This is a genomic window from Loktanella sp. M215 (genome assembly GCF_021735925.1).
GTDB lineage: Bacteria > Pseudomonadota > Alphaproteobacteria > Rhodobacterales > Rhodobacteraceae > Loktanella.
The window spans coordinates 758,976-780,941 of the sequence record NZ_WMEA01000001.1 but is presented as its reverse complement, the minus strand read 5'-3'; the positions used below and the strand labels follow the sequence as shown (position 1 = coordinate 780,941).

Here is a 21,966-nt window from a genome sequence, read left to right as displayed (position 1 = left end):
CGGTGGACATGCCGCTTGGCAAGCAACTGGCCGAGGGGCCACGCGGGAAGAAGCCCAAGAAGCGGTTCAGCCGCGGCAACATCATCGTCTACGGCACGCTCTTTGTCGTGGCGCTGTATTACGCGCTGCCGCTTTACGTGATGATCGTGACCTCGCTGAAGGGAATGCCGGAAATCCGGATGGGCAACATCTTTGCCCCGCCGCTGGAAATCACCTTCGAGCCGTGGGTCAAGGCGTGGAAAGAGGCCTGCACCGGGATCAACTGCGACGGTCTCAGCCGCGGCTTCTGGAACTCTGTCCGTATCCTGATCCCGTCGGTGATCCTGTCGGTCGCCATCGCGTCGGTGAACGGCTATGCCCTGTCGATGTGGAAATTCCGCGGGTCGGAGGTGTTTTTCACCATTCTGATGATCGGCGCCTTCATCCCCTATCAGGTCATGCTCTATCCCATCGTGATCCTGCTGCGCGAAGCCGGACTTTACGGATCGCTTACCGGGCTGGTGCTGGTCCATGTGGCCTTTGGCATGCCGATCAACACGCTGCTGTTCCGCAATTATTTCGCGTCCATCCCGGAGGAGCTGTTCAAGGCCGCCCGTGTCGATGGGGCCGGGTTCTGGGCGATCTTCTTCAAGATCATCCTGCCGATGTCGCTGCCGATCTGCGTCGTGGCCTTCATCATTCAGGTCACGGGCATCTGGAACGATTTCCTGTTCGGCGTGACCTACATCTCGTCCCCCGACCGGTACCCCATGACGGTGCAGCTGAACAACATCGTCAACTCGGTGCAGGGGGTGAAGGAATACAACGTCAACATGGCCGCGACGCTGCTGACCGGCCTCGTCCCCCTCGTCATCTACTTTGCCTCCGGCAAGCTTTTCGTCCGTGGCATCGCTGCCGGCGCGGTAAAAGGATAAGACTGTGACCATTCAGAACCCCTCCGTCTCGATCAAGCACCTCGATCTGGCGTTCGGCGCCGTGAAGGTGCTGCAGGATTTGAACCTCGATATCGGGGATGGCGAGTTCCTTGTGCTGCTGGGATCGTCAGGCTGCGGCAAGTCCACGCTGCTGAACGTCATCGCGGGCCTGCTGGAACCCACCGACGGGCAAATCTGGATCAAGGGCAAGAACGTGACATGGGCCGAACCGAGCGAGCGCGGCATCGGCATGGTGTTCCAAAGCTACGCGCTTTATCCGCAGATGACGGTCGAGGGGAACCTGACCTTTGGCCTGAAGAACGCACGCGTGCCCAAGGCCGAGATCGCCAAGCGTGTCGCCCGTGCCGCCGACGTGCTGCAAATCGAACCGCTATTGAAGCGCAAGCCGGGCGCGCTGTCCGGCGGCCAGCGCCAGCGCGTCGCCATCGGGCGCGCATTGGTGCGCGACGTCGAGGTGTTCTTGTTCGACGAACCCCTGTCGAACCTTGACGCAAAGCTGCGCGCCGATCTGCGGGTCGAGTTGAAGCGGCTGCACAATAACCTCAAGAACACGATGATCTATGTGACTCACGATCAGGTCGAGGCGATGACGCTGGCCGACCGCATCGCGATCATGAAGGGCGGCAAGATCATGCAGCTGGGCACGCCGGCCGAGATCTATGGCAAGCCGCAGAACCTCTATGTCGCGGATTTCATCGGCTCGCCCTCGATGACCTTTTTCGAAGGCACGCTGAAAGGCGATACCATCGCCATTCCGGGTCATGACCTGCCGCTGGGCAGCTACACGTTCAAGGAGCGTCCCGCCGAGGGCAAGGCCGCGATCATCGGGATCCGGCCGGAACACGTGATGACCGGCGACAACCTGCGGTCCGCGCCCTACACGACCGACATCACCGTCGATCTGGTCGAACCGATGGGGTCCGACACGCTGGTTTATTGCGAATTCGGCGGCCAGATCTTCCGCATCCGGATGGATGGTCAGGCGCAGGTCAAGCCCGGCGACCGGCTGACCATCGGCATCGACCCAGCAGCGGCGTCCCTGTTCGACAAGGACACCGAGGTGCGTCTGTGACCACGCAGGATCTGGCCGGTGGCTGGATGCTGCGGTCTGCCGACGGCACCCTGACGACCCCGATGACCCTGCCGGGGGATATCGTCACCGCGCTGCAGGATGCCGCCCTGATCCCCGATCCCTACGCCGGTCAGAATGAATACGACCTGCGCTGGATCTGCGCGGCGGACTGGACCCTGACCCGGGATTTCGATCTGGCCGATCCCGCGGTCGATCTGGTGATCTCGGAACTCGACACGGTGGCGACGGTCCGCGTGAACGATGTGGTGGTGCTGGAGGCCGCGAATGCCTTTTGTACCTACCGCGCCGGATTGGGTGAGGCTGCGCGCGCAGGCCGCAACACCATCGCCATCACGTTCCATTCGCCCGTCGCGGCGGGCAAGGCGCTGTCGGACGCGCATCCCTTCCCGGTGCCGTGGTCCAAGAACTGCCCGATCCCCTATGGCAATTTCCTGCGCAAGCCTGCCTGTGATTTCGGCTGGGACTGGAACATCGCGCTGGCGACCTCGGGCGTCTATGGCACGCTGCGGCTGGAGCCGTCGCAGGCCGCGCGGATCGACCGGCTGGCGATCGCGCAGGACCACGGCGACGGTGTGACCGTCACGGTCGGCGTGCATACGAAGCATCACGAGGGGCCGGTCACCGTGTCACTCGCCGGCCAGATGGTGACGGCCGACAGCCGGAACGGGTTTTGTCAGGTGACAATCGCTGTGCCCGAACCTGTCCTGTGGTGGCCAGCCGGGCTTGGTGCGCAGCATCTGTACGACCTGACCGTCACCGCCGGGGCCGCGACCGCGACCCGCCATCTGGGCCTGCGCCGGATGGAGCTGGTGGCTGAACCCGATGCCGCGGGACTTGGCTTCAAGGTCCGCGTGAACGGCCACGACACGTTTTGCAAAGGCGCAAACTGGATCCCTGCAGACGCCTTGCCGGGACGCATTACCGACGCGAAAACCCGCGCCCTGCTGCAATCCGCCGTGGATGCCAATATGAACATGGTCCGCGTCTGGGGCGGCGGGCGGTATGAGCCGGACAGCTTCTATGACACCTGCGACGAACTGGGCCTGCTGGTCTGGCAGGACTTCATGTTCGCCTGCAACCTCTATCCTTCCAACCCCGCCTATCTGGCGAATGTGCGGGCCGAGGTGCACGACAACGTCGCCCGCATGCATCACCACGCCTGCATCGCGCTGTGGTGCGGCGACAACGAGTTGGTCGGCGCGTTGACGTGGTATGACGTCAGTCGCAATGACCGCGACCGCTATCTGGTGAACTACGACCGCCTGAACCGCTGTATCGCGGATGCGCTGCGAGAGACCGACCCGCACGCCAACTGGTGGCCCTCCAGCCCCTCGACCGGGCCGCTGTCCTTTGGCGATGCGTGGCACGACGACAGCAGCGGCGACATGCACTTTTGGTCGGTCTGGCACGAAGGGCGCGATTTCGACCACTACCGCGACGTCGCGCCCCGCTTTTGTTCCGAGTTCGGATTCCAAAGCTACCCGTCGATGGACGTCATCCGCCAGTTCGCCGACCCGAAAGACTTCAACATCGCCGCCCCGGTGATGGAGGCGCATCAGAAAAATGACGGCGGCAACGCCCGCATCGCGGAAACCATGTTCCGCACTTTCCGCTTTCCGGTGGATTTCGAGAACTTCGTCTACGTCAGCCAGGTCCAGCAGGCGCTGGCGATCAAGACTGCTGTCACGCAATGGCGCGGCCTGAAACCGCACTGCATGGGCACGCTGATCTGGCAGTTGAACGATACATGGCCGGTGTGTTCATGGGCGTCTCTCGACTATGGCGGCGGGTGGAAGGTGCTGCATCACCTGAGCCGCGATTTCTACGCCCCCGTCACCGTGGTCGTCATGCCAGACGGCGACGGTCTGGTGCTGCGTGCGGTAAACGACCGACGCGACGCGGTCACGGTGAGCGTGACCGCCTGCGCTTGCGCGATGGACGGCAGCACGCGCGATCTGGGGCAGGGCGGGGCAGAGGTCACGGACAGTGCCACGGACGTGCTGCGCGTGCCGAAAGTCGCGCTGGAGCGCCAAGAGATGCTGTCCTTTGGCTGGACCGCCAGTGACGGCAGCACCGGCGGCGACGTCTTTGCGCCCAAACCCTACAAGGCCTACGACCTTTTGCCTGCGCATCTGACCTGCGATACGATCCGCGAAGGAGAGGTCCACGTGCTGAGCGTTACCGCGCAGGCCATGGCCTTCTACGTGACGGCAGAGGCCTCCGTGCCCGGCCGGTTCGACCGCAACGCCATCCACCTTGCCCCCGGGCAGTCCGCGACCCTGCGGTTCACGCCCGCCGACCCGGCGGCCAGTCCCACCTTCACGCTGCGCGACCTGCACAGTGCCACTTACACCACCTGAGGACAGACCCATGACTGACTTTTCCTACCAGCTTTACAGCTCGCGCAACTTCGGCCCACTGTCCGACACGCTCGGCATGTTGGCCGCACTTGGCTATGCCCACGTCGAAGGCTACGGCCCGGTCTACGCAGATCTGGACGCCACGAAGACCGCGATGGACGAGACCGGGTTGACCATGCCGTCGGGGCATTTCGCGATGGACCTGGTGGCCGAAGATGCGGCGCAGACAATGAAGATCGCCCGCGCGCTGGGCATCGAGAAGATCATCGTCCCCTTCATCCTGCCCGACCAGCGCCCCACGGACGCCGAAGGCTGGACCAGTTTCGCCAAGCGCCTGTCGGCGGCGGGCAAGCCGCTGCAGGACGCAGGATTCGATTTCGGATGGCACAACCATGATTTCGAATTCAAGGCGCTGCCGTCGGGAGAGTTGCCGATCGACATCATTCTGGCGCAGGACAACGTCGGGTTTGAATTCGACGTCGCCTGGGCGGCCGTCGCGGGCAAGGACCCGGCAGACGTGATTGCCCGATACGGCGACCGCATCATCGCAGCGCACGTCAAGGACCGCGCACCTGCGGGCGAGAACGCGGACGAGGACGGCTGGGCAGACGCAGGCCACGGCACGCTGGACTGGCCTGCACATTTCCGCGCATTGAAGGCGGCCGGTTGCGATCTGTTCGTGATGGAACACGACAAGCCCGCCGACGACAACCGCTTTGCCAGCCGCGCGCTGGCCACCATGCAATCCCTGTAAAAGAGACGTCCCATGACTGTTATGAATGTCGGCCTGATCGGCTGCGGCAACATCTCGACCGCCTACCTGACGCTGGCGCCGACCTACAAGAACATACGTTTCGTCGCCGTGTCCGACATGAACGAGGAGGCGGCCTTGGCCAAGGCCAAGGCATTCGGTCTGAAGGCGCGCATCGTCAGCGATCTGCTGGCGTCCGACGACATCGACATCATCGTGAACCTGACGATCCCCGACGCCCATTACGACGTGACCAGGCGCATCCTTGATGCAGGCAAGCACGCCTATACGGAAAAGCCACTGGTCCTGACGCTGAAACAGGCCAAATCGCTGGCCGACCTCGCGGCCTCCAAGGGCTTGCGCATAGGGTCCGCTCCGGACACGTTTCTGGGCGGGGCGCATCAGCAAGCGCGACAGATCATCGACGCGGGCGGTATCGGCAAAGTGACCTCCGGCACGGCCCACTTCATGGGCCCGGGGATGGAGATGTGGCACCCCGATCCGGACTTCTTCTTCAAGCCCGGCGGCGGTCCGGTGCTGGACATGGGGCCGTATTACATCACCAATCTCGTGCAGCTGATCGGGCCGGTGAAGCGGGTTGCCGCCTTGGCGACCTCGGCCCAGACGGAACGCACGATCACGTCGCAGCCGCGCGCGGGCGAAACGATCCCGGTGCAGACGCCCACCACGATTCACGCCCTGCTGTCGTTCGAGAATGGTGCGACTGTCACCCTGAACGTCAGCTGGGACGTCAAGAAGCACCGCCATGCCAATATGGAGCTTTACGGCACCGAAGGTGCGCTCTTCGTGCCCGATCCCAACCACTTTGGCGGCGCGCTGGAACAGGCCGACGCCGACGGCACCGTGACCGAGGTGCCGGTCTGGGACCATCCGTTTGGCAAGCTGAACTGGGAGTTGGACGGCAAGACCCCCCGCGCGAACTATCGCACGGCGGGCTTAGCCGATATGGCCGCCGGGATCACTGAGGACCGCCCCCATCGCTGCGGGCTGGAACTGGCGGTGCATGTGACCGATGTCATGACCAGTATCTTGAAATCTGGCGAGCTGGGCCAGTTTATCGACATGACGACAACCTGCGACCGGCCTGCGGCCCTTGGCCCCGACGCCGCCCGCGCCCTATTGAAAGACGACGCATGACCTATACCCCCGCCGAAGACCGCTATGAAAAGATGACCTACCGCCGCTGCGGCGCATCGGGGGTGAAACTGCCCGCCGTGTCGCTCGGCCTGTGGCACAACTTCGGCGGGGACAGCAATCACAGCAACAAACGCGCGATGTGCCAGACGGCGTTCGATCTTGGCATCACGCACTTTGACCTCGCCAACAACTACGGCCCGCCGCCGGGCAGCGCCGAGGAAGCCTTTGGCGAGATCCTGAAGACCGATTTTGCGGGCTACCGGGACGAGCTGATCATCAGCTCCAAGGCCGGTTATCGCATGTGGGATGGCCCCTATGGCGAATGGGGCAGCCGCAAGTATCTGATGGCGTCCTGCGATGCATCGCTGCGGCGGATGGGGCTCGACTACGTCGATATCTTCTATTCCCACCGCTTCGATCCCGACACACCGCTGGAGGAAACGATGGGCGCGCTGGCCGACATCGTGAATTCGGGCAAGGCGCTTTACGCGGGGATTTCCAGCTACAACACGGAAAAGACGCGCGAAGCGGTCGCCATTCTGGACGACATGGGCGTGCCGATGCTGATCCATCAGCCCAGCTACAACATGTTCAACCGGTGGGTCGAAACCGACGGGCTGAAAGACACGCTGGCCGATCTGGGGATCGGGTCGATTGCGTTCACGCCGCTGGCGCAGGGGATGCTGAGCACGAAATACCTGAACGGGATTCCCGACGACAGTCGTGCCGCGCAGGACAAGTCGCTGGACAAGTCGCTGATCACGGAACAGGCGCTGGAAAGCATTCGCGCCCTGAACGACATCGCGCAATCACGCGGCCAGACGCTGGCGCAGATGGCGATTGCATGGGTGCTGCGCGACGGCGGCATCACGACGGCGCTGATCGGGGCCAGCAAGCCCAGCCAGATCGTGGATTGCGCAGGGGCGTGCGGCAACCTCGACTTCACCGCCGATGAACTGGCGCAGATCGACAAGCACGCAGGCGATCAGGCGATCAACCTGTGGGCCCAATCCAGCCTGTCCGACAACGCACCGGAGTAATCCATGATCCGCAATCCGATCCTGCCCGGCTTCAATCCCGATCCGTCCATCTGCCGGGTGGGGGACGATTACTACATCGCGACCTCGACTTTTGAATGGTATCCGGGCGTCCAGATCCACCACAGCACGGACTTGGCGAACTGGACGCTGGTGGCGCGACCCCTGAACCGTGCAGCACTTCTGGACATGCGCGGCAATCCCGACAGCGGCGGCATCTGGGCGCCCTGCCTGTCCTATGCGGACGGGAAATTCTGGCTGGTCTATACGGACGTCAAACGGCTGGAGGGCGACTGGAAGGACGCCCACAACTACATCACGACCTGCGAGGCCATCGACGGCGACTGGACCGATCCGTGGTATGTCAATTCCAGCGGCTTCGATCCGTCGCTGTTCCACGATGACGACGGGCGCAAATGGTTCGTCAACATGCAGTGGAACCACCGGCAGAAAGGGTCCGGCGTGAACCCCGTCAACGACCGGTTCGACGGGATCGTCCTGCAGGAATGGTCGCCGGACCGGGGCCTGTTCGGGCCGGTCACCAATATCTACGCCGGCACCGACCGGGGCCTGACAGAGGCGCCGCACCTGTTCCGCCGCAACGGCTGGTATTACCTGACCACCGCCGAGGGCGGCACGGGATATGACCACGCCGTCACGCTCGCCCGGTCCCGGCAGATCGCGGGGCCCTACGCGGATCACCCGGACAAGCACGTCATCTCGACCAAGGGTGTGCCGGATCATCCCGTCCAGCGCACCGGCCATGGGCAATATGTCGAGGCGCCGGATGGCACCCCTTGGCATACCTATCTGATGGGCCGCCCGCTGATGCACGATGGCAAGCCGTTCTGCGCCACGGGGCGCGAGACGGGCATCGCCCGCTGCGTCTGGCGCGACGACTGGCTTTATCTGGAAGGCGGTGGCCTGCTGCCGCCCGAGACGGTGGCGCTGGAGGCCGAGACCGCACCGCGTGGCGCCGTCGCACACGACCGCTTCGACAGCCTGCCGCCCGAATTCCAGTGGCTGCGCACGCCGCAGCCGGAGCGGCTGTTCCGGATCGACGATGGTGCGCTGGTCCTGACGGGGCGAGAGAGCATCGGCAGCTGGTTCGAACAATCGCTGGTCGCCCGCAGGCAGGAAGATGCGGCCTATGATGCCAGCACGATCCTTCATTTCGCGCCGCAGGTCTATCAGCAGGCCGCGGGTCTGGTGACCTATTACAACCGTCACAAGTTCCACGGGGCCTTCGTGACATCGGAAGGCGGGCAGCGGTGTCTGACGCTGATCTCTTGCAATGGCGACTGGCCTGCGGGGCGGCTGGACCATCCGATTGCGCCGGTGCCGATCCCGGACGGACCGATCACGCTGTCGGTTCAGGTGCGCGGTGCCGTGCAGCAGTTCTTTTGGGGCGCCGGTGACGGTGTGCAGCCGCTGGGGTCCGCTAGGGACGCCTTTCATGTCTCGGACGAGGGCGCGCAGGGTGAACATGCGTCGTTCACCGGCGCCTTTGTCGGCATGATGGCCTTTGATATCACCGGGCAAGGGGCAGAGGCGCGGTTTTCCGCCTTTGCCTACACCCCGCGTCGTCTGGATGCGGCAGAAAATGATTGACGTTCCTCATTCCTGATTGCTAGGTCTGCGGGCGGGAGGATGCCATGGACAGACCGACGATTCACGATGTCGCGCGCGAAGCGCAGGTCAGTCTGGCGACGGTCGACCGCGTGTTGAACAACCGCGGTGGCGTTGCGGCGAAATCCGTCGAAAAAGTCCATTTTGCAGTCGAAAAGACAGGATATGTGCGCGACCAGTTCGCGGCGAACTTGTCGCGTGGTCGTGGCTATCGGTTCACGTTCCTGCTGCCGGCCGGGCAGTCCTCTTTCGTGCGTCACCTGATCGCCGCCATCGACACCGAGTCGGCCCGATATCGCAAGGATCGCGTCTTGGTTGACGTGCGATCCTCAAAAACATTCGATCCGGCAGCACAGGTCGCGGCGCTGCGGCGGATCGACCCCGCGCAGACCGACTGCGCCGCCGTCATGGTGACCGATGTGCCCGCGGTCAGGGCAGAGCTGGCCCGCCTGCGCGCTGCGGGTGTCCGCATCCTTGCGCTGGTGTCGGACGTCGGCGGCGACAGTCGCGATATCTATGTCGGGCCGGACAACGAAACCGCCGGCCGGATGGCGGGCAGTTTCATGGGCCGTTTCATGCGCAAGCCCAGTGGGCCGGTGCTGGTGATCGCAGGTTCGCTGGCCGCGCGCGACCACGCGCAGCGGTTGCTGGGATTCCGGCAGGTTCTGCAGGCCGAGTTTCCGGCGCTGACCGTGCTGCCCGTCGCCGAAGGTTTCGACGATGCGGGCCGTATTGCCGCCATCGCGGGGCAGGCCATGGCCGACGCGCCGCTGATGGGGATCTATGCCATCGGCGCCGGCAATGCGGGTCTTGTGACAGCGCTGTCGCAGGCCAATTCCGTGTTCCGCCCCGTGACGATCCTGCACGAACTGACCGAAACCACCCGGGCCGGACTGCGCGCGGACCTGTTCGATCTGGTGATCGATCAGGACCCCGCCCGCGCCATCACCCGCGCCATGTCCATCATGCGCGATCTGGCCGACGGGCAACCCGTCGGTCCCGATCGTGGCGATATCCCCCTTAACATCTTCATCAAAGAGAATGTCCAATGACCGAATTCTTCCAAGGCATCGCACCGGCCACCTACGAGGGGCCTGACAGCACCAACCCGCTGGCCTTCCGCCACTATAACCCGGACGAGGTCGTCATGGGCAAGCGGATGGAAGACCACCTGCGCTTTGCCGTGGCCTACTGGCACAGCTTCGTCTGGGAAGGCGGCGACCCCTTCGGTGGTCAGACCTTCCAGCGGCCTTGGTTCCCGGCCGACACGATGGACCTTGCCAAGCAGCGCGCCGATGCCGCGTTCGAGATGTTCCGCATCCTTGGCACGCCCTACTTCTGTTTCCACGACCACGACGTCCGCCCCGAAGGCGCGACCCTGACTGAGAGCCGCGACCGCCTGAACCAGATCGCCGATTATTTCGAGGCGAAGATGGCGGACGGGGGGCCGAAACTGCTGTGGGGCACGGCGAACATGTTCTCGAACCGCCGCTACATGTCCGGTGCGTCGACGAACCCCGATCCCGATGTCTTTGCCTATTGTGCCGCAACCGTGAAGGCCTGCATGGACGTCACCCACCGGCTGAACGGCGAGAACTATGTGTTGTGGGGCGGTCGCGAGGGTTACGAGACGCTGCTGAACACGGACCTTGACCGCGAATTGCAGCAGATGGGCCGCTTCCTGCAGATGGTCGTGGAATACAAGCACAAGATCGGCTTCAAGGGCGCGATCCTGATCGAGCCGAAGCCGCAGGAACCGACCAAGCACCAGTACGACTACGACGTCGCCACGGTTTACGGTTTCCTCAAACGGTTCGGGCTGGAGGATGAGGTGAAGGTCAACGTCGAGCAGGGCCACGCGATCCTCGCCGGGCATTCGTTCGAGCATGAGCTGGCGATGGCCCGCACGCTGGGCCTGTTCGGTAGCATCGACATGAACCGCAACGATTATCAGTCCGGCTGGGACACCGACCAGTTCCCCAACAACACGCCAGAGGCGGCACTTGCCTATTACGAGGTGCTGAAGGCGGGTGGTTTCACGACAGGCGGTACGAACTTCGACAGCAAGCTGCGTCGCCAGTCGCTGGATGCCGAGGATCTGATCGCGGCCCACATCGGCGGCATGGATATCTGCGCCCGCGGCCTGAAGGCGGCGGCGAAGATGCTGGAGGATGACGCACTGGAAGCCCCGCGCCGTGCCCGCTACGCTGGATGGGACAAGGTCGATTATCTGGACGACGGCCAGACGCTGGACGGCATCGCCGCCCGCGCCGAAGGTCTGGACCCGCAGCCCGTGTCCGGGCGGCAGGAAAAGCTGGAAAACATCGTCAACCGTTACGTCTGACGCGAACGTCTGGGAGGACACCCATGAAGACCATCAAGGGACCGGCGCTGTTTCTGGCGCAATTCGCGGGGGACAACGCCCCCTTTGATACATGGGACGGCATCACGAAATGGGCCAAATCCGCAGGCTATGACGGGGTGCAGGTGCCCAGTTGGGACGCGCGGCTGATCGACCTCGATAAGGCCGCGACGTCCCAGACCTATTGCGACGACTGGAGGGGGCAGGCGGCCGATAACGGGATCACCGTGACAGAGCTGTCGACACACCTGCAGGGGCAGCTTGTCGCGGTGCATCCGGCCTATGATCTTGCCTTCGACGGGTTCGCGGACCCGTCGGTGCACGGCGACCCTGCGGCACGGCAAGTCTGGGCGGTGGAACAGGTGAAGAAGGCGCTGGATGCCTCTGCGCGCCTTGGCCTGACCGCGCAGGCGACGTTTTCCGGCGCGCTGGCGTGGCCTTACGTCTATCCGTGGCCGCAGCGGCCCGCGGGGCTGGTCGAGGCGGCGTTCGATGAGTTGGCGAAACGCTGGCGGCCCATTCTGGACCACGCCGACAGCCGCGGCATCGACCTGTGCTATGAAATCCACCCCGGCGAGGATCTGCACGACGGCGTCACCTTCGAGATGTTTCTGGAACGGACGGGCAACCATGCCCGCGCCAAGATGCTGTACGATCCGTCGCACTACGTGCTTCAGTGTCTGGATTATCTCGACAACATCGACATCTACAAGGACGTGATCGGCATGTTCCACGTCAAGGACGCGGAGTTCAATCCGACCGGACGGCAGGGCGTCTATGGCGGCTATCAGTCATGGGTCGACCGCGCCGGGCGATTCCGCAGCTTGGGCGATGGTCAGGTCGATTTCGGCGCGGTGTTTTCCAAGATGGCGGCGAATGACTTCGACGGCTGGGCCGTAGTGGAATGGGAATGTGCGCTGAAGCATCCCGAGGACGGCGCCCGCGAAGGCGCGCAGTTCGTGCGCGACCACATCATCCGTGTCACGCCGCATGCCTTCGACGATTTCGCGGCGGGTGGGACGGACGACGCGATGAATCGCAGGATGCTGGGGTTGAGCTGACACGGACGGTCGGACCGGGGCCAGCCCCGGACCCCGAAGTATTTTTGACCAGAAGAAGACGGACAGGAGAGTGGCGCGATGGCTCGGATCAGATTGGGCATGGTGGGCGGCGGCAAGGGGGCCTTTATCGGCGCTGTGCATCGCTATGCGGCGCGGCTGGATGACCGCTATGAACTGGTCGCAGGGGCGCTGTCGTCGACACCGGAAAAGTCACGCGAGTCGGGGCTGGAGCTGGGACTGGCCGAGGACCGCATCTATGCAGACTTCGACGCGATGGCTGAGGCGGAGGCGGCGCGCGCCGATGGGATCGAGGCGGTCGCCATCGTGACGCCGAACCACATGCACGCGGGTCCCGCGAAGGCGTTCCTGTCGCGCGGCATCCACGTCATCTGCGACAAGCCGCTGACCGCGACGCTGGAAGAGGCGAAGGAACTTGTTGCGGTGGCAGAGGCGTCCGGTGCGCTCTTCGTGCTGACCCACAATTATACCGGCTATCCGTTGATGCGGCATGCGCGGCAGATGGTGGTGAACGGCGACCTTGGCGCGATCCGCGTCGTGCAGGTGGAATATGCGCAGGACTGGCTGACAGAGGCACCCGATGCCGACAACAAGCAGGCCGACTGGCGCACCGACCCCGCACGATCGGGTGCGGGTGGATCGACCGGCGACATCGGCACCCATGCCTATAACCTCGCCTGTTTCGTTACGGGCCTGAAATTGGACAGTCTGGCCGCCGATCTGCAGTCCTTTGTCCCCGGACGGCGGGTGGATGACAACGGTCATGTGCTGTTGCGTTTTAACGGCGGGGCGCGGGGCATGCTGTGGTGTTCGCAGGTCGCGCCGGGGAATGAAAACCGGCTGACGCTGCGGGTCTACGGCGACAAGGGCGGGCTGTCCTGGGGGCAGGAGAATCCGAACGTCATGGAATACACGCCCTTTGGTCAGCCGACGCAGATCCTGACCCGCAACGGTGCGTCCGGTGCCACCGATGGCGTGCGTATTCCGGGGGGGCACCCTGAGGGATATCTGGAAGGGTTTGCCAATATCTACAGCGCTGCCGCCGATGCGATCGAGGCCGCTGGCCGCGGAGAGTCGTCTGATGCCGTCTATCCAACGGTGCGGGACGGTCTGGCGGGTGTCGTGTTCGTCGATGCCTGTGTCCGGTCGTCGGCCGCCGATGCGGCCTGGATCAAGGTCTGACGCAGCCTAGCCGCACTTTGCACGCTCTGCCGCGAAAGCGGCCGAGATATCGGACAGAAGAAACGGCTTCTCGATCAGCTGGAAGGCCTCGATCTCTGCAATCTCGTTGCGATTGTAGCCGGAGGCGAAGACGACGTGCGTGCCTTTCCGCGCCAGTCGCAGACCCAGTGCCAGACTGTTTTCGCCGTTCCCCAGATTCATGTCGAGCAGCGCATAGTCGAACGACATGCTGTCGCATTTTTCCATTGCGGTGGTCAGATTGTGCGCCATCTCGACCTCGAACCCGAGCTCATGTTCGAGGCCGTCGGAAACATCCAGTGCCACGATCACCTCATCTTCAACGTAGAGCAGGCTAGATCTGGAGGGTACTGGAGTTGAAGAGTGATTCATTCGGGATCTCGATAAGCGCAGACACAGGTATCGTCAGAACGCACGACAATCCATCTGGTTCCCAGTCAAATGTCACCGCACCGTTCAGGCTGCCGGTGATCGTGGACCGGATCAGTTGGGTGCCGAAACCGTCGTCGCCGGCGGTCGTGGGTTCCGGTCCGCCCTGTTCCTTCCAGCGAAAGATGTACATGTCGGATTCGCCGTCATCCTGCCGGACCCAGGACAGGCGCACCGCACCGTCCGGCACCGAGAAGGCGCCGTATTTGGCCGCATTGGTGGCCAGTTCGTGGATCGCCATGCCCAGCGACAGCGCAGCGCGGGCGTTGACCACGATTTCCGGTCCCTTCATCTGGATCCGGTCGGCGCCGTAGATCGCGGTCAGCTCGGGTTCCAGCACCTGACGCAGGTTGGCAGAGGACCAGTTCGACTGGGTCAGCAGCTTGTGGGTCTGGGCCAGCGCCTGAATCCGTTTGGACAGGGCGGAAAAGACCTCTCGGTCGCTGGTCGCGTCACGGCGTGCGCGGGACACCAGCGCCAGCACGTTGGCCAGCATGTTCTTGACCCGGTGTTGCAGCTCTTGCATCACGCGGCGCAGTTCGTACTGCATCTGGATCTGGTCGGTGATGTCGCGGACGTTCACGCCGACACCGGCCACGACACCGTTGTGATAGACCGGATACCAGTCGGTTTCCCAGACCCTGTCCTTGTCCGGCATGCTGCGCATCTTGCCACGAAACTGCCTGTTCTCGATGCGCGTCTGGTTCTCCAGCACGTCCCGCGCCATCGGCTCGATCTCTTCGCGCAGGCCCATGGCGAGGGTGCCGAGGGGACGGCCGATCAGATCGGCGACGGAGGTGCCGCACAGATCGGCCAGCCGGGGGTTGGCGCGGACATAGCGCAGATTTTCGTCCAGCATGCCCATCGCCTGCGGACTGACGGCATACAGATCCTCGATCTCGGTCAGGCGCTGTTCGGACAGGTTGCGCTGCTCTTCGGCCTCGCGCGCGAAGCGGCGCAATTCCGTCACGTCAAAGATCGACAGGACCACGCCGCCGCCCACGGACGGGTCGCCGTCGAAGGGCACGATGCGGGCACGGTAGGTCAGGCCGTCGCGGCTTTCGTATTCCGCTTCCATCATCTTGTCGGTCTGCATGACCGCGCGGCAGTCATCGAGGATCTGTGCCACGTCCAGATCGGATCCGATATCGTCCAGCGGGCGACCGATGTCAGAGGTGACGAACCGGAACTGATTGCGCGCCTCCGGCGTGAACCGGCGCAGACGCAATTGTTCGTCAAGAAAGACCGTGCTGATCTTGTTGCTTTTGATGAAATTGCTCATGTCCGCGTTGGAATCGCGGATTTCGGTGATCTTGGAATTCAACTCGTCGTTGGTGGTCGTCAGCTCTTCGTTTGCGGACTGCAATTCCTCGTTCATCGACATCATTTCCTCGTTGGAGCTTTTCAGCTCTTCGTTGGATGTCTCGAGTTCTTCCATGGTAATCCGCAACCGGTCGCGCGTCGCGTCGAGTTCGGCTTCCAACTCGCGGGTATAGCGTCGTGTTTCGGCCCCTTCGGCGGCGGGGTCTGCGATCGTCGCATCGTTCGTCACGATCTGGTCCTCGAACACCACGAGGATGTTCTGGTCGGCGATCTGACGTCCGCTGATGCGCAACCGCCTGCGATCGCCGTCAAGATCGCCTTCGAACAGGATACTCTGGGTCTGGTCCGTCTTCTGGTCGAACCGCAGCAACCGTCCAAGGGCGGGTTCCAGTTCGGGCCTGACCATCTTGAGGACAGACGATTGTGGCCGCCCGCCCGTCACCTGCAGGAATGCGGTGGCGCTGGTGGACGCATAGACCAGATCGGACTGCGGCGTCAGCACCATGTAGGGCGGCGAGAAATGGGTCATTACGTCGGCGGCATAGGGCTGCGGCGGCAGGGCATGGTCATCCTGCGGCTGGGCGCTGGGCGGGCGGTAATAGGGGCGGTCCGCCGGGCGCAGGTCAAGGCGCGCCGCAGGCCCTGGCCTGCGTGTGAAGATCCGCAGATGCCGCGAGATTTCATCGAACAGCGCGTCACCCTTGTTGATGGCCTCGCTGTTGCCGAGAACCAGCGTGCCGCCTTCGCGCAGACCGTAATGAAACGAGTTGATGACCGATGTCTGAAGCGGCTTTTCGAAATAAATCAGGACGTTGCGGCAGCAGATCAGGTCAAGTTGCGAAAACGGCGGATCCTTGATCAGGCTCTGGTTGGAAAACCGGACCATGTTGCGGATGGCGTCGGTCACGACAAATCCGGTCGCGCGCGCCCTGAAATACCGCTGCAGCGTTGCGGACGGCATCCGGCCCGCGATCTCGTCACCGTATTCGCCACGCCGCGCGGTGCGCAGGGCGTCTTCGTCGATATCCGTGGCAAAGATCGAGACGCGCGGCCAGATGTTCTGCCGCTCCATCGCCTCGGACAGGATGATCGCGAGGCTGTAGGCCTCCTCTCCGGTCGAGCAGCCGGCGACCCAGACGCGCAGGTCGCCACCCGCACCGACACTGCTGACCAGATCGGGAATGATACTTTCGCGCAGCGCATCAAACACGTCATCGTCGCGGAAAAAGCTGGTGACGTTGATCAGGATGCTGCTGAACAGCTTTTCGGCTTCCTGCGGATCGTTGATCAGGTGATGCAGATAATCCGCGGACTTGGCCAACCCGAGGATCGACATGCGCACTGCGATGCGGCGCAGCAGGGTGCCGGGTTTGTATTCGGAAAAATCGTGCCCTGTCCGGTTGCGCAGGTGGCGGGCCACGCGGGAAATCAACTCTCCATCCGTGATGTTGCTGGATGTCAGATCGCCGACGCGATGAAAGAAATCCTCGAGCGCGGGGACGATTTCGGCGACGGGGACGATCAGGTCGCAGGCGCCGCTGGCGATCGCGGCGCGGGGCATGCCGTTATATTTCGCCTCTTCCGGGCGCTGCACCAGCACGAGGCCGCCGTTGTTCTTGATATCGCGCACACCGTGGCTGCCGTCGCTGCCGGTGCCGGACAGGATGACGCCGACGGCGTTCAGGCCGGAATGGTTGGCCAGCGAGGTCAGAAAGACGTCGATGGGGCGCCGGATGCCGCGGGGCTGGGCGAATTTTTCCGTCCGCAGCGTGTTGTCTTCGATGGTCAGCAGTTCGCCCGGTGCGATCAGATAGATGTGGCCGGGTTCGACCTTGCACCCGTCATAGGCGGTCACGACCGGCGATTTCGTGCGCCGGTTCAGCAACTCTTCCATCAGGCTGTCGTGGTCGGGGTCCAGATGCTGCACGATGACGAACACCAGATCGTGCTGATCGGGCAGCCGGTCCAGAAAGCTCTGTATCGCCTCCAGCCCTCCGGCAGACGCACCGATACCGACAATGATCTGTTCATCGCTGGCAGTGGCGTTGGTCTCGGTCGTCGTCATCGGTGGCTCCGCAAATAGTCTTACGTTGGCGAAATAATCCGCGTAGGCAGTTGGTCGAGTGCTACCAGAGGATGTCATGCCGAAACTGAACATGAAAGAAGTCGCGCAGCGGCTGGATCAGTCGAATATCTCTTTGTCGATTGCCGACGGGACGCAGGACGACTTTCCGCTGGTGTATGTCAATCCGGCGTTCTGCACGGTGACGGGCTACGATACCGATCAGATGATCGGACGGAATTGCCGGTTCCTGCAGTCCGACCTTGAAAACGACGCGCCGCGGGCCGTGATCCGCGATGCGCTGAAAAACGGGACTGCAGCGCAGGCGGTGTTCCAGAACCGGCGTCTGGACGGCACGACCTTCAACAACCTGCTGATCATCGAACCGCTGCAGGACCGCGAGGGCAATCTGGCCTACGTCGTGGGCGCGCAGTTTCTGGTCAATGCCGAGACGCGCGCGGCCGCAGCCGAAGCGCATGGCAATCAGATCGTGCGGGAAATCGACAAGCTGCTGGACCTGAACGAACGCCTGCGTGCGACGTCGCGTCAGGCGCTGGCCCGGTCCATGGCCGCCGCCGTCCGCCTGTGGATGGAAACCTAAAGCTTGTAGGTCGGCAGCGACACGAAGGCTTCGCGCAGCGCGTTGCCCCACCCGCTGGAAATCTGGTGATAGACCGGATCGTCCGCCTCGACCCGCGCCCGCTTGTGGATCTCGAAGGTATCCTTTTCATAGCAGACGATGTCGAAGGGCAGGCCGACCGACAGGTTCGATTTCACGGTCGAATCGAAGGACACCAGCAGCAGCTTGACCGTATCTTCGAAGGTCATCTCGGCGTCGTAGGCGCGCACGAGGATGGGCTTGCCGTATTTCGTCTCGCCGATCTGGAAGAACGGGGTTTCCTCGGTCACCTCGACAAAGTTGCCTTCGGGATAGACCATGAACACGGTCGGCACGCCGCCCGCAATCTGGCCACCGACGATGACCGTCGCGCGGAAATGCTGGCCGGACGTGTCGCCCAAGGGCGAGGAATAGGCGATGACCTCTTGCAGGGTCGCGCCGACAAGGCGCGCGACCTGGAACATCGTGGGTTCGCGCATGATGCTGGGGTCGCGGTCGGCGGCAGATTTGCTCCGCTCTTCCAGCAGGGAAATCAGCGATTGCGTGGTGGCAAGGTTGCCTGCGGTCATGATCGTGATCATGCGGTCGCCGGGGGCCTGCCAAGTGAACATCTTGCGCGTCATCGAAAAGTTGTCGACGCCTGCGTTGGTGCGGGTGTCGGACATGAAGACAAGGCCGCGGTTCAGACGCAGGCCGACGCAATAGGTCATGGGGTATTCTCTGATTTAGGTCAGGTCGCTTCTACTGCTGGACCTGCAGCGTGACAATCAGCGATTCGTCCCCCGGTCCCATGCGCACCCCCTGAATCGGGGCCGCATCGCGCGCATCGCGCCCGATGGCGATGCGGACATAGCGCATGTCGGGGCTGATCCCGTTGCTGACGTCAAACCCGACCCAGCCCAGCGTGGGCAGATGCACCTCGGCCCAGGCGTGGCTGGCGTCCTGATCGATCCGGTCGTCCAGCAGCAAGTAGCCCGAGACATAGCGCGCCGGCATCCCCGCCACCCGCGCGGCCGAGATCATGATATGCGCGTGGTCCTGACAGACACCGGCCCCACCGGCGAGCGCCTCTTCCGCCGTTGTTTCGGTATAGGTCTGGCCGGTGGCATAGGGCACCGCGTTCAGAATGGCGGCAGAGACGGCGTGCAGGTCGCGCAGCGGGTTGTCCGTCGTCTTCAGCGGCTTGGCGAGCGCGCGGATCGCCTTGCTGGGTTCGGTCAGGTGGGTCTGCTGGGTGAAATGCCACAAGGGCGCCGCGCCATAGACCTTGCCCATGACGCCCGCCTTGTCCTGCGTGCGCACGGTGCCGCTGGCCGTCACCTTCAGTTCCGTGGCGCCGCGGGTGGTGTTCACCAGATCCATGATGTTGCCGTGATGATCGTCGCAGGTCAGCTCGACCACGCCGCCCTCGACCTCCAGCGACCAGTCCAGCACGGTCTGCATCACGTTCGACTGGGGCCGCAGATGCAGCCGCTGCAACGCATAGCTGACCGGCTGATCATAGGAATAGGTCGTGGTATGGGTGATGCGCAGATCCAAGGCTCTATCCTAATTGTAAAACTTGTAATCGCGCTCGATCAGCATACCCAGCGCGTTGTTGTCGTGGATGAACCCGGTGATGAACTCGTGCAGGCCCTCGTCAAAGATCGACTTGATGTCGCGTTCCCGCAGGCCTTTCAGCATCTGGTCCGCATGATCGTGGCAGGCGTGCCGCTCGCCGTAATCCTCGGCCAGATAATTCAGGTTTTCCACCGTCGTCTTCATCGAAAAGACCAGCGACCGGGGCAGGCGGGGATCAAGGATCAGGAACCGTGCGACGCTGGACGCGGTCATGTCCTCCTCGTCCAGCCAGCGGAATGCCCGGTGTGCGGACACCGACCGCAGGATCGTTTCCCACTGCACGTTGTCCAGCGAAGACCCGACAAAGCTGGTCGAGGGCAGCAGCGTATAATACTTCACGTCGATGATGCGCGCGACGTTGTCGGCGCGTTCGATGAAGGTGCCGATGCGGGCAAAGTCATAGATGTCGTTGCGCAGCATCGTGCCATGCAGCGCGCCGCGCACGAGGGCCGATTGCGACCGGATTACGTCCAGCACGCGGGGCAGGTCGGTTTCCTTGATCGGACGCTTCAGCAGTTCCTGCATCGTCATCCAGTTGTCGTTCACGGCCGTCCAGACCTCGACCGTCAGCGCGGTGCGGACCAGACGGGCGTTGTCGCGCGCCGACTTGATGACCGAATATACCGACGACGCGTTGTCCTTGTCGCGCAACAGAAAGTCGATCGCGCTGGCTGCGGTGAAGTCGCTGTGCTTTTTCAGATAATCGTCACAGACCCCGGCGGTCGTGACCACGGATTCCCATTCTCTGGACGAATCCTGACTACGGGTCAGGGCGATACGGAATCCGGCCTCGACCAGACGCGCGGTGTTTTCGGCGCGTTCCAGAAATCGAAACATCCAGAACAGGCCGCCAGCGGTTTTTCCCAGCATAGTCTCAGTCCTCCAGCACCCAGGTATCCTTGGTGCCGCCTCCTTGGCTGGAATTCACGACAAGCGACCCTTCGGTCAGCGCCACGCGGGTCAGGCCGCCCGGCGTGATGTTGATCCCCTCGGGGCTGACCAGCACATAGGGGCGCAGGTCGACGTGGCGCGGGGCAAGCCCCTTTTTCACGAAGATCGGCACGGTCGACAGCGACAGCGTCGGCTGGGCGATATAATTGCCGGGCCGCGCGCGCAGCTTGTCGGCGAAATCGGCCAGTTCCTTCTTGCTGGCGGCGGGGCCGACCAGCATGCCGTAGCCGCCAGAGCCATGCACCTCTTTCACGACAAGGTCGGCGAGGTTGTCGAGGACGTATTTCAGGCTCTCGGGCTCGCCGCAGCGGAAAGTTTCGACGTTCTTCAGGATCGCCTTCTCACCGGTGTAGAATTCAACGATATCGGGCATGTAGCTGTAGATCGCCTTGTCGTCGGCGACGCCGGTGCCCGGCGCGTTGGCGATGGTGATATTGCCCGCACGGTAGACGTCCATGATGCCGGGCACACCCAGCATGGATTTCGGATTGAACGTCAGCGGATCAAGGTATTCGTCGTCGATCCGGCGGTAGATCACGTCGATCTGCTTGTAGCCCCGGGTCGTGCGCATCGCGATATGGCCATCCACCACGCGCAGATCGTGCCCTTCGACCAGTTCTGCGCCCATCTGGTCGGCAAGGAACGAATGTTCGTAATAGGCAGAGTTGTAGATGCCCGGCGTCAGCACCGCGATCACCGGCTTGCCGCCGCAGGATTTCGGCGCAGAGGCCGCCAGCGACCGGCGCAGGTTCTTGGGATAGTCGCTGACCGGCTGCACCTTGATGCGGCTGAACAGCTCGGGGAACATCTGCAGCATCGTCTCGCGGTTTTCCAGCATGTAGCTGACACCAGACGGCGTGCGCGCGTTGTCTTCGAGGACGAAGAAATCGTCCTCTCCGGTCCTGACGATATCGGTGCCGACAATATGGGTATAGACATTGCCCGGCGGCGAAAAGCCCATCATCTGCGGCAGGAACGCCTCGTTCCGGGCGATCAGGTCGATGGGAATTCGACCGGCGCGCAGGATTTCTTGACGGTTATAGATGTCGTGCAGGAACGCATTGATCGCGCGCACCCGCTGTTCGATCCCGCGCGACAGCTTGGTCCATTCGCGGCTGGAGATGATGCGCGGCACCAGATCGAAGGGGATCAGGCGTTCCTGTGCGGCCACCTGCCCATACACGTTGAACGTGATACCCGTCCGCCGAAAGAAGGCCTCTGCCTCTTTCGATTTGCGCGAGAACCGGCCCGGCGGCTGTTCGTCAAACCAGCTTTTGTAGCCTTCGTATGGGTTGCGCACCGAGTCGTCGCCGACCCGCATCTCGTCAAAGTGTTCTGGTTTTGTATTCATAAAGTGG

Annotated in this window: 18 protein-coding genes; 12 read left to right on the top strand and 6 right to left on the bottom strand. The window is 63.1% G+C overall.

The window, feature by feature from the left end; all coding sequences use genetic code 11:
• Positions 1 to 8 precede the first annotated feature (8 nt).
• From GLR48_RS03795 to GLR48_RS03745, 11 genes are all read left to right on the top strand, one after another.
• Entirely contained in the window at positions 9 to 914 is a 906-nt protein-coding gene (locus GLR48_RS03795) for a carbohydrate ABC transporter permease (protein ID WP_442915827.1), read from the top strand.
• A 4-nt stretch (positions 915 to 918) separates the two neighbouring features.
• Positions 919 to 2,007 carry an ABC transporter ATP-binding protein gene (locus tag GLR48_RS03790; protein ID WP_336886612.1) on the top strand — a complete coding sequence of 363 codons (1,089 nt, stop codon included), beginning with the start codon at positions 919 to 921 and terminating at the stop codon, positions 2,005 to 2,007.
• Complete coding sequence (locus tag GLR48_RS03785; RefSeq protein WP_237058813.1) at positions 2,004 to 4,388, top strand: beta-mannosidase; 2,385 nt, start codon at positions 2,004 to 2,006, stop codon at positions 4,386 to 4,388. The genes GLR48_RS03790 and GLR48_RS03785 overlap by 4 nt, the downstream gene beginning before the upstream one ends.
• Before the next feature lie 10 nt (positions 4,389 to 4,398).
• Entirely contained in the window at positions 4,399 to 5,142 is a 744-nt protein-coding gene (locus GLR48_RS03780; protein WP_237058812.1) for a sugar phosphate isomerase/epimerase family protein, read from the top strand.
• 12 nt (positions 5,143 to 5,154) lie between these two features.
• Positions 5,155 to 6,297, top strand: a complete 1,143-nt coding sequence (locus tag GLR48_RS03775) for a Gfo/Idh/MocA family protein (RefSeq protein WP_237058811.1) — start codon at positions 5,155 to 5,157, stop codon at positions 6,295 to 6,297.
• Positions 6,294 to 7,337: an L-glyceraldehyde 3-phosphate reductase gene (gene mgrA, locus GLR48_RS03770; RefSeq protein WP_237058809.1), complete on the top strand. Its 1,044-nt coding sequence runs from the start codon at positions 6,294 to 6,296 to the stop codon at positions 7,335 to 7,337. Before GLR48_RS03775 ends, mgrA begins: the two co-directional genes overlap by 4 nt.
• Before the next feature lie 3 nt (positions 7,338 to 7,340).
• Positions 7,341 to 8,945, top strand: coding sequence for a glycoside hydrolase family 43 protein (locus GLR48_RS03765; protein WP_237058807.1), 1,605 nt, complete (start codon positions 7,341 to 7,343; stop codon positions 8,943 to 8,945).
• A gap of 44 nt (positions 8,946 to 8,989) precedes the next feature.
• The gene (locus GLR48_RS03760; RefSeq protein ID WP_237058805.1) at positions 8,990 to 10,015 is read left to right on the top strand and encodes a LacI family DNA-binding transcriptional regulator; all 1,026 of its coding nucleotides are present in this window, start codon (positions 8,990 to 8,992) and stop codon (positions 10,013 to 10,015) included.
• Positions 10,012 to 11,307: a xylose isomerase gene (gene xylA / locus GLR48_RS03755; protein ID WP_237058803.1), complete on the top strand. Its 1,296-nt coding sequence runs from the start codon at positions 10,012 to 10,014 to the stop codon at positions 11,305 to 11,307. Before GLR48_RS03760 ends, xylA begins: the two co-directional genes overlap by 4 nt.
• Before the next feature lie 23 nt (positions 11,308 to 11,330).
• Positions 11,331 to 12,386 (top strand): sugar phosphate isomerase/epimerase family protein, encoded by a 1,056-nt coding sequence (locus GLR48_RS03750; protein ID WP_237058801.1) that lies wholly within the window; start codon positions 11,331 to 11,333, stop codon positions 12,384 to 12,386.
• Positions 12,387 to 12,464: 78 nt separating this feature from the next.
• The gene (locus tag GLR48_RS03745) at positions 12,465 to 13,586 is read left to right on the top strand and encodes a Gfo/Idh/MocA family protein (RefSeq protein ID WP_237058799.1); all 1,122 of its coding nucleotides are present in this window, start codon (positions 12,465 to 12,467) and stop codon (positions 13,584 to 13,586) included.
• A 6-nt stretch (positions 13,587 to 13,592) separates the two neighbouring features.
• On the opposite strand, the gene GLR48_RS03740 is transcribed toward GLR48_RS03745, so the two are convergent.
• Positions 13,593 to 13,976, bottom strand: a complete 384-nt coding sequence (locus GLR48_RS03740) for a response regulator (RefSeq protein ID WP_272911365.1) — start codon at positions 13,974 to 13,976, stop codon at positions 13,593 to 13,595.
• Positions 13,939 to 17,421, bottom strand: a complete 3,483-nt coding sequence (locus GLR48_RS03735) for a chemotaxis protein CheB (protein WP_237058796.1) — start codon at positions 17,419 to 17,421, stop codon at positions 13,939 to 13,941. Before GLR48_RS03735 ends, GLR48_RS03740 begins: the two co-directional genes overlap by 38 nt.
• Before the next feature lie 76 nt (positions 17,422 to 17,497).
• On the opposite strand from GLR48_RS03735, the gene GLR48_RS03730 reads away from it, so the two are divergent.
• Positions 17,498 to 18,019, top strand: coding sequence for a PAS domain-containing protein (locus tag GLR48_RS03730; RefSeq protein ID WP_237058794.1), 522 nt, complete (start codon positions 17,498 to 17,500; stop codon positions 18,017 to 18,019).
• Here the strand turns inward: GLR48_RS03730 and GLR48_RS03725 are convergent.
• Genes GLR48_RS03725 through GLR48_RS03710 form a run of 4 tightly spaced genes read right to left on the bottom strand, consistent with a single transcriptional unit; the run spans position 18,016 to position 21,959 of the window.
• Positions 18,016 to 18,747, bottom strand: coding sequence for a peptidase (locus tag GLR48_RS03725; protein WP_237058792.1), 732 nt, complete (start codon positions 18,745 to 18,747; stop codon positions 18,016 to 18,018). The two genes, GLR48_RS03730 and GLR48_RS03725, sit on opposite strands and share 4 nt — an antisense overlap.
• A gap of 31 nt (positions 18,748 to 18,778) precedes the next feature.
• Positions 18,779 to 19,576, bottom strand: a complete 798-nt coding sequence (locus GLR48_RS03720) for a transglutaminase family protein (RefSeq protein WP_237058791.1) — start codon at positions 19,574 to 19,576, stop codon at positions 18,779 to 18,781.
• A 9-nt stretch (positions 19,577 to 19,585) separates the two neighbouring features.
• A complete protein-coding gene (locus tag GLR48_RS03715; RefSeq protein ID WP_237058790.1) occupies positions 19,586 to 20,527 on the bottom strand; it encodes an alpha-E domain-containing protein in 942 nt (313 codons plus the stop codon).
• 4 nt (positions 20,528 to 20,531) lie between these two features.
• Positions 20,532 to 21,959, bottom strand: coding sequence for a circularly permuted type 2 ATP-grasp protein (locus GLR48_RS03710; RefSeq protein ID WP_237058789.1), 1,428 nt, complete (start codon positions 21,957 to 21,959; stop codon positions 20,532 to 20,534).
• Positions 21,960 to 21,966: the final 7 nt, after the last annotated feature.

Bases quoted from the DNA above. Each gene is read 5' to 3' on its own strand.
- GLR48_RS03795 (WP_442915827.1), top strand. From the start codon at position 9: ATGCCGCTTGGCAAGCAACTGGCCGAGGGGCCACGCGGGAAGAAGCCC.
- GLR48_RS03780 (WP_237058812.1), top strand. From the start codon at position 4,399: ATGACTGACTTTTCCTACCAGCTTTACAGCTCGCGCAACTTCGGCCCA.
- GLR48_RS03775 (WP_237058811.1), top strand. From the start codon at position 5,155: ATGACTGTTATGAATGTCGGCCTGATCGGCTGCGGCAACATCTCGACC.
- mgrA (WP_237058809.1), top strand. From the start codon at position 6,294: ATGACCTATACCCCCGCCGAAGACCGCTATGAAAAGATGACCTACCGC.
- GLR48_RS03765 (WP_237058807.1), top strand. From the start codon at position 7,341: ATGATCCGCAATCCGATCCTGCCCGGCTTCAATCCCGATCCGTCCATC.
- GLR48_RS03760 (WP_237058805.1), top strand. From the start codon at position 8,990: ATGGACAGACCGACGATTCACGATGTCGCGCGCGAAGCGCAGGTCAGT.
- xylA (WP_237058803.1), top strand. From the start codon at position 10,012: ATGACCGAATTCTTCCAAGGCATCGCACCGGCCACCTACGAGGGGCCT.
- GLR48_RS03750 (WP_237058801.1), top strand. From the start codon at position 11,331: ATGAAGACCATCAAGGGACCGGCGCTGTTTCTGGCGCAATTCGCGGGG.
- GLR48_RS03745 (WP_237058799.1), top strand. From the start codon at position 12,465: ATGGCTCGGATCAGATTGGGCATGGTGGGCGGCGGCAAGGGGGCCTTT.
- GLR48_RS03740 (WP_272911365.1), bottom strand. From the start codon at position 13,976: ATGAATCACTCTTCAACTCCAGTACCCTCCAGATCTAGCCTGCTCTAC.
- GLR48_RS03735 (WP_237058796.1), bottom strand. From the start codon at position 17,421: ATGACGACGACCGAGACCAACGCCACTGCCAGCGATGAACAGATCATT.
- GLR48_RS03730 (WP_237058794.1), top strand. From the start codon at position 17,498: ATGCCGAAACTGAACATGAAAGAAGTCGCGCAGCGGCTGGATCAGTCG.
- GLR48_RS03725 (WP_237058792.1), bottom strand. From the start codon at position 18,747: ATGACCTATTGCGTCGGCCTGCGTCTGAACCGCGGCCTTGTCTTCATG.
- GLR48_RS03715 (WP_237058790.1), bottom strand. From the start codon at position 20,527: ATGCTGGGAAAAACCGCTGGCGGCCTGTTCTGGATGTTTCGATTTCTG.
- GLR48_RS03710 (WP_237058789.1), bottom strand. From the start codon at position 21,959: ATGAATACAAAACCAGAACACTTTGACGAGATGCGGGTCGGCGACGAC.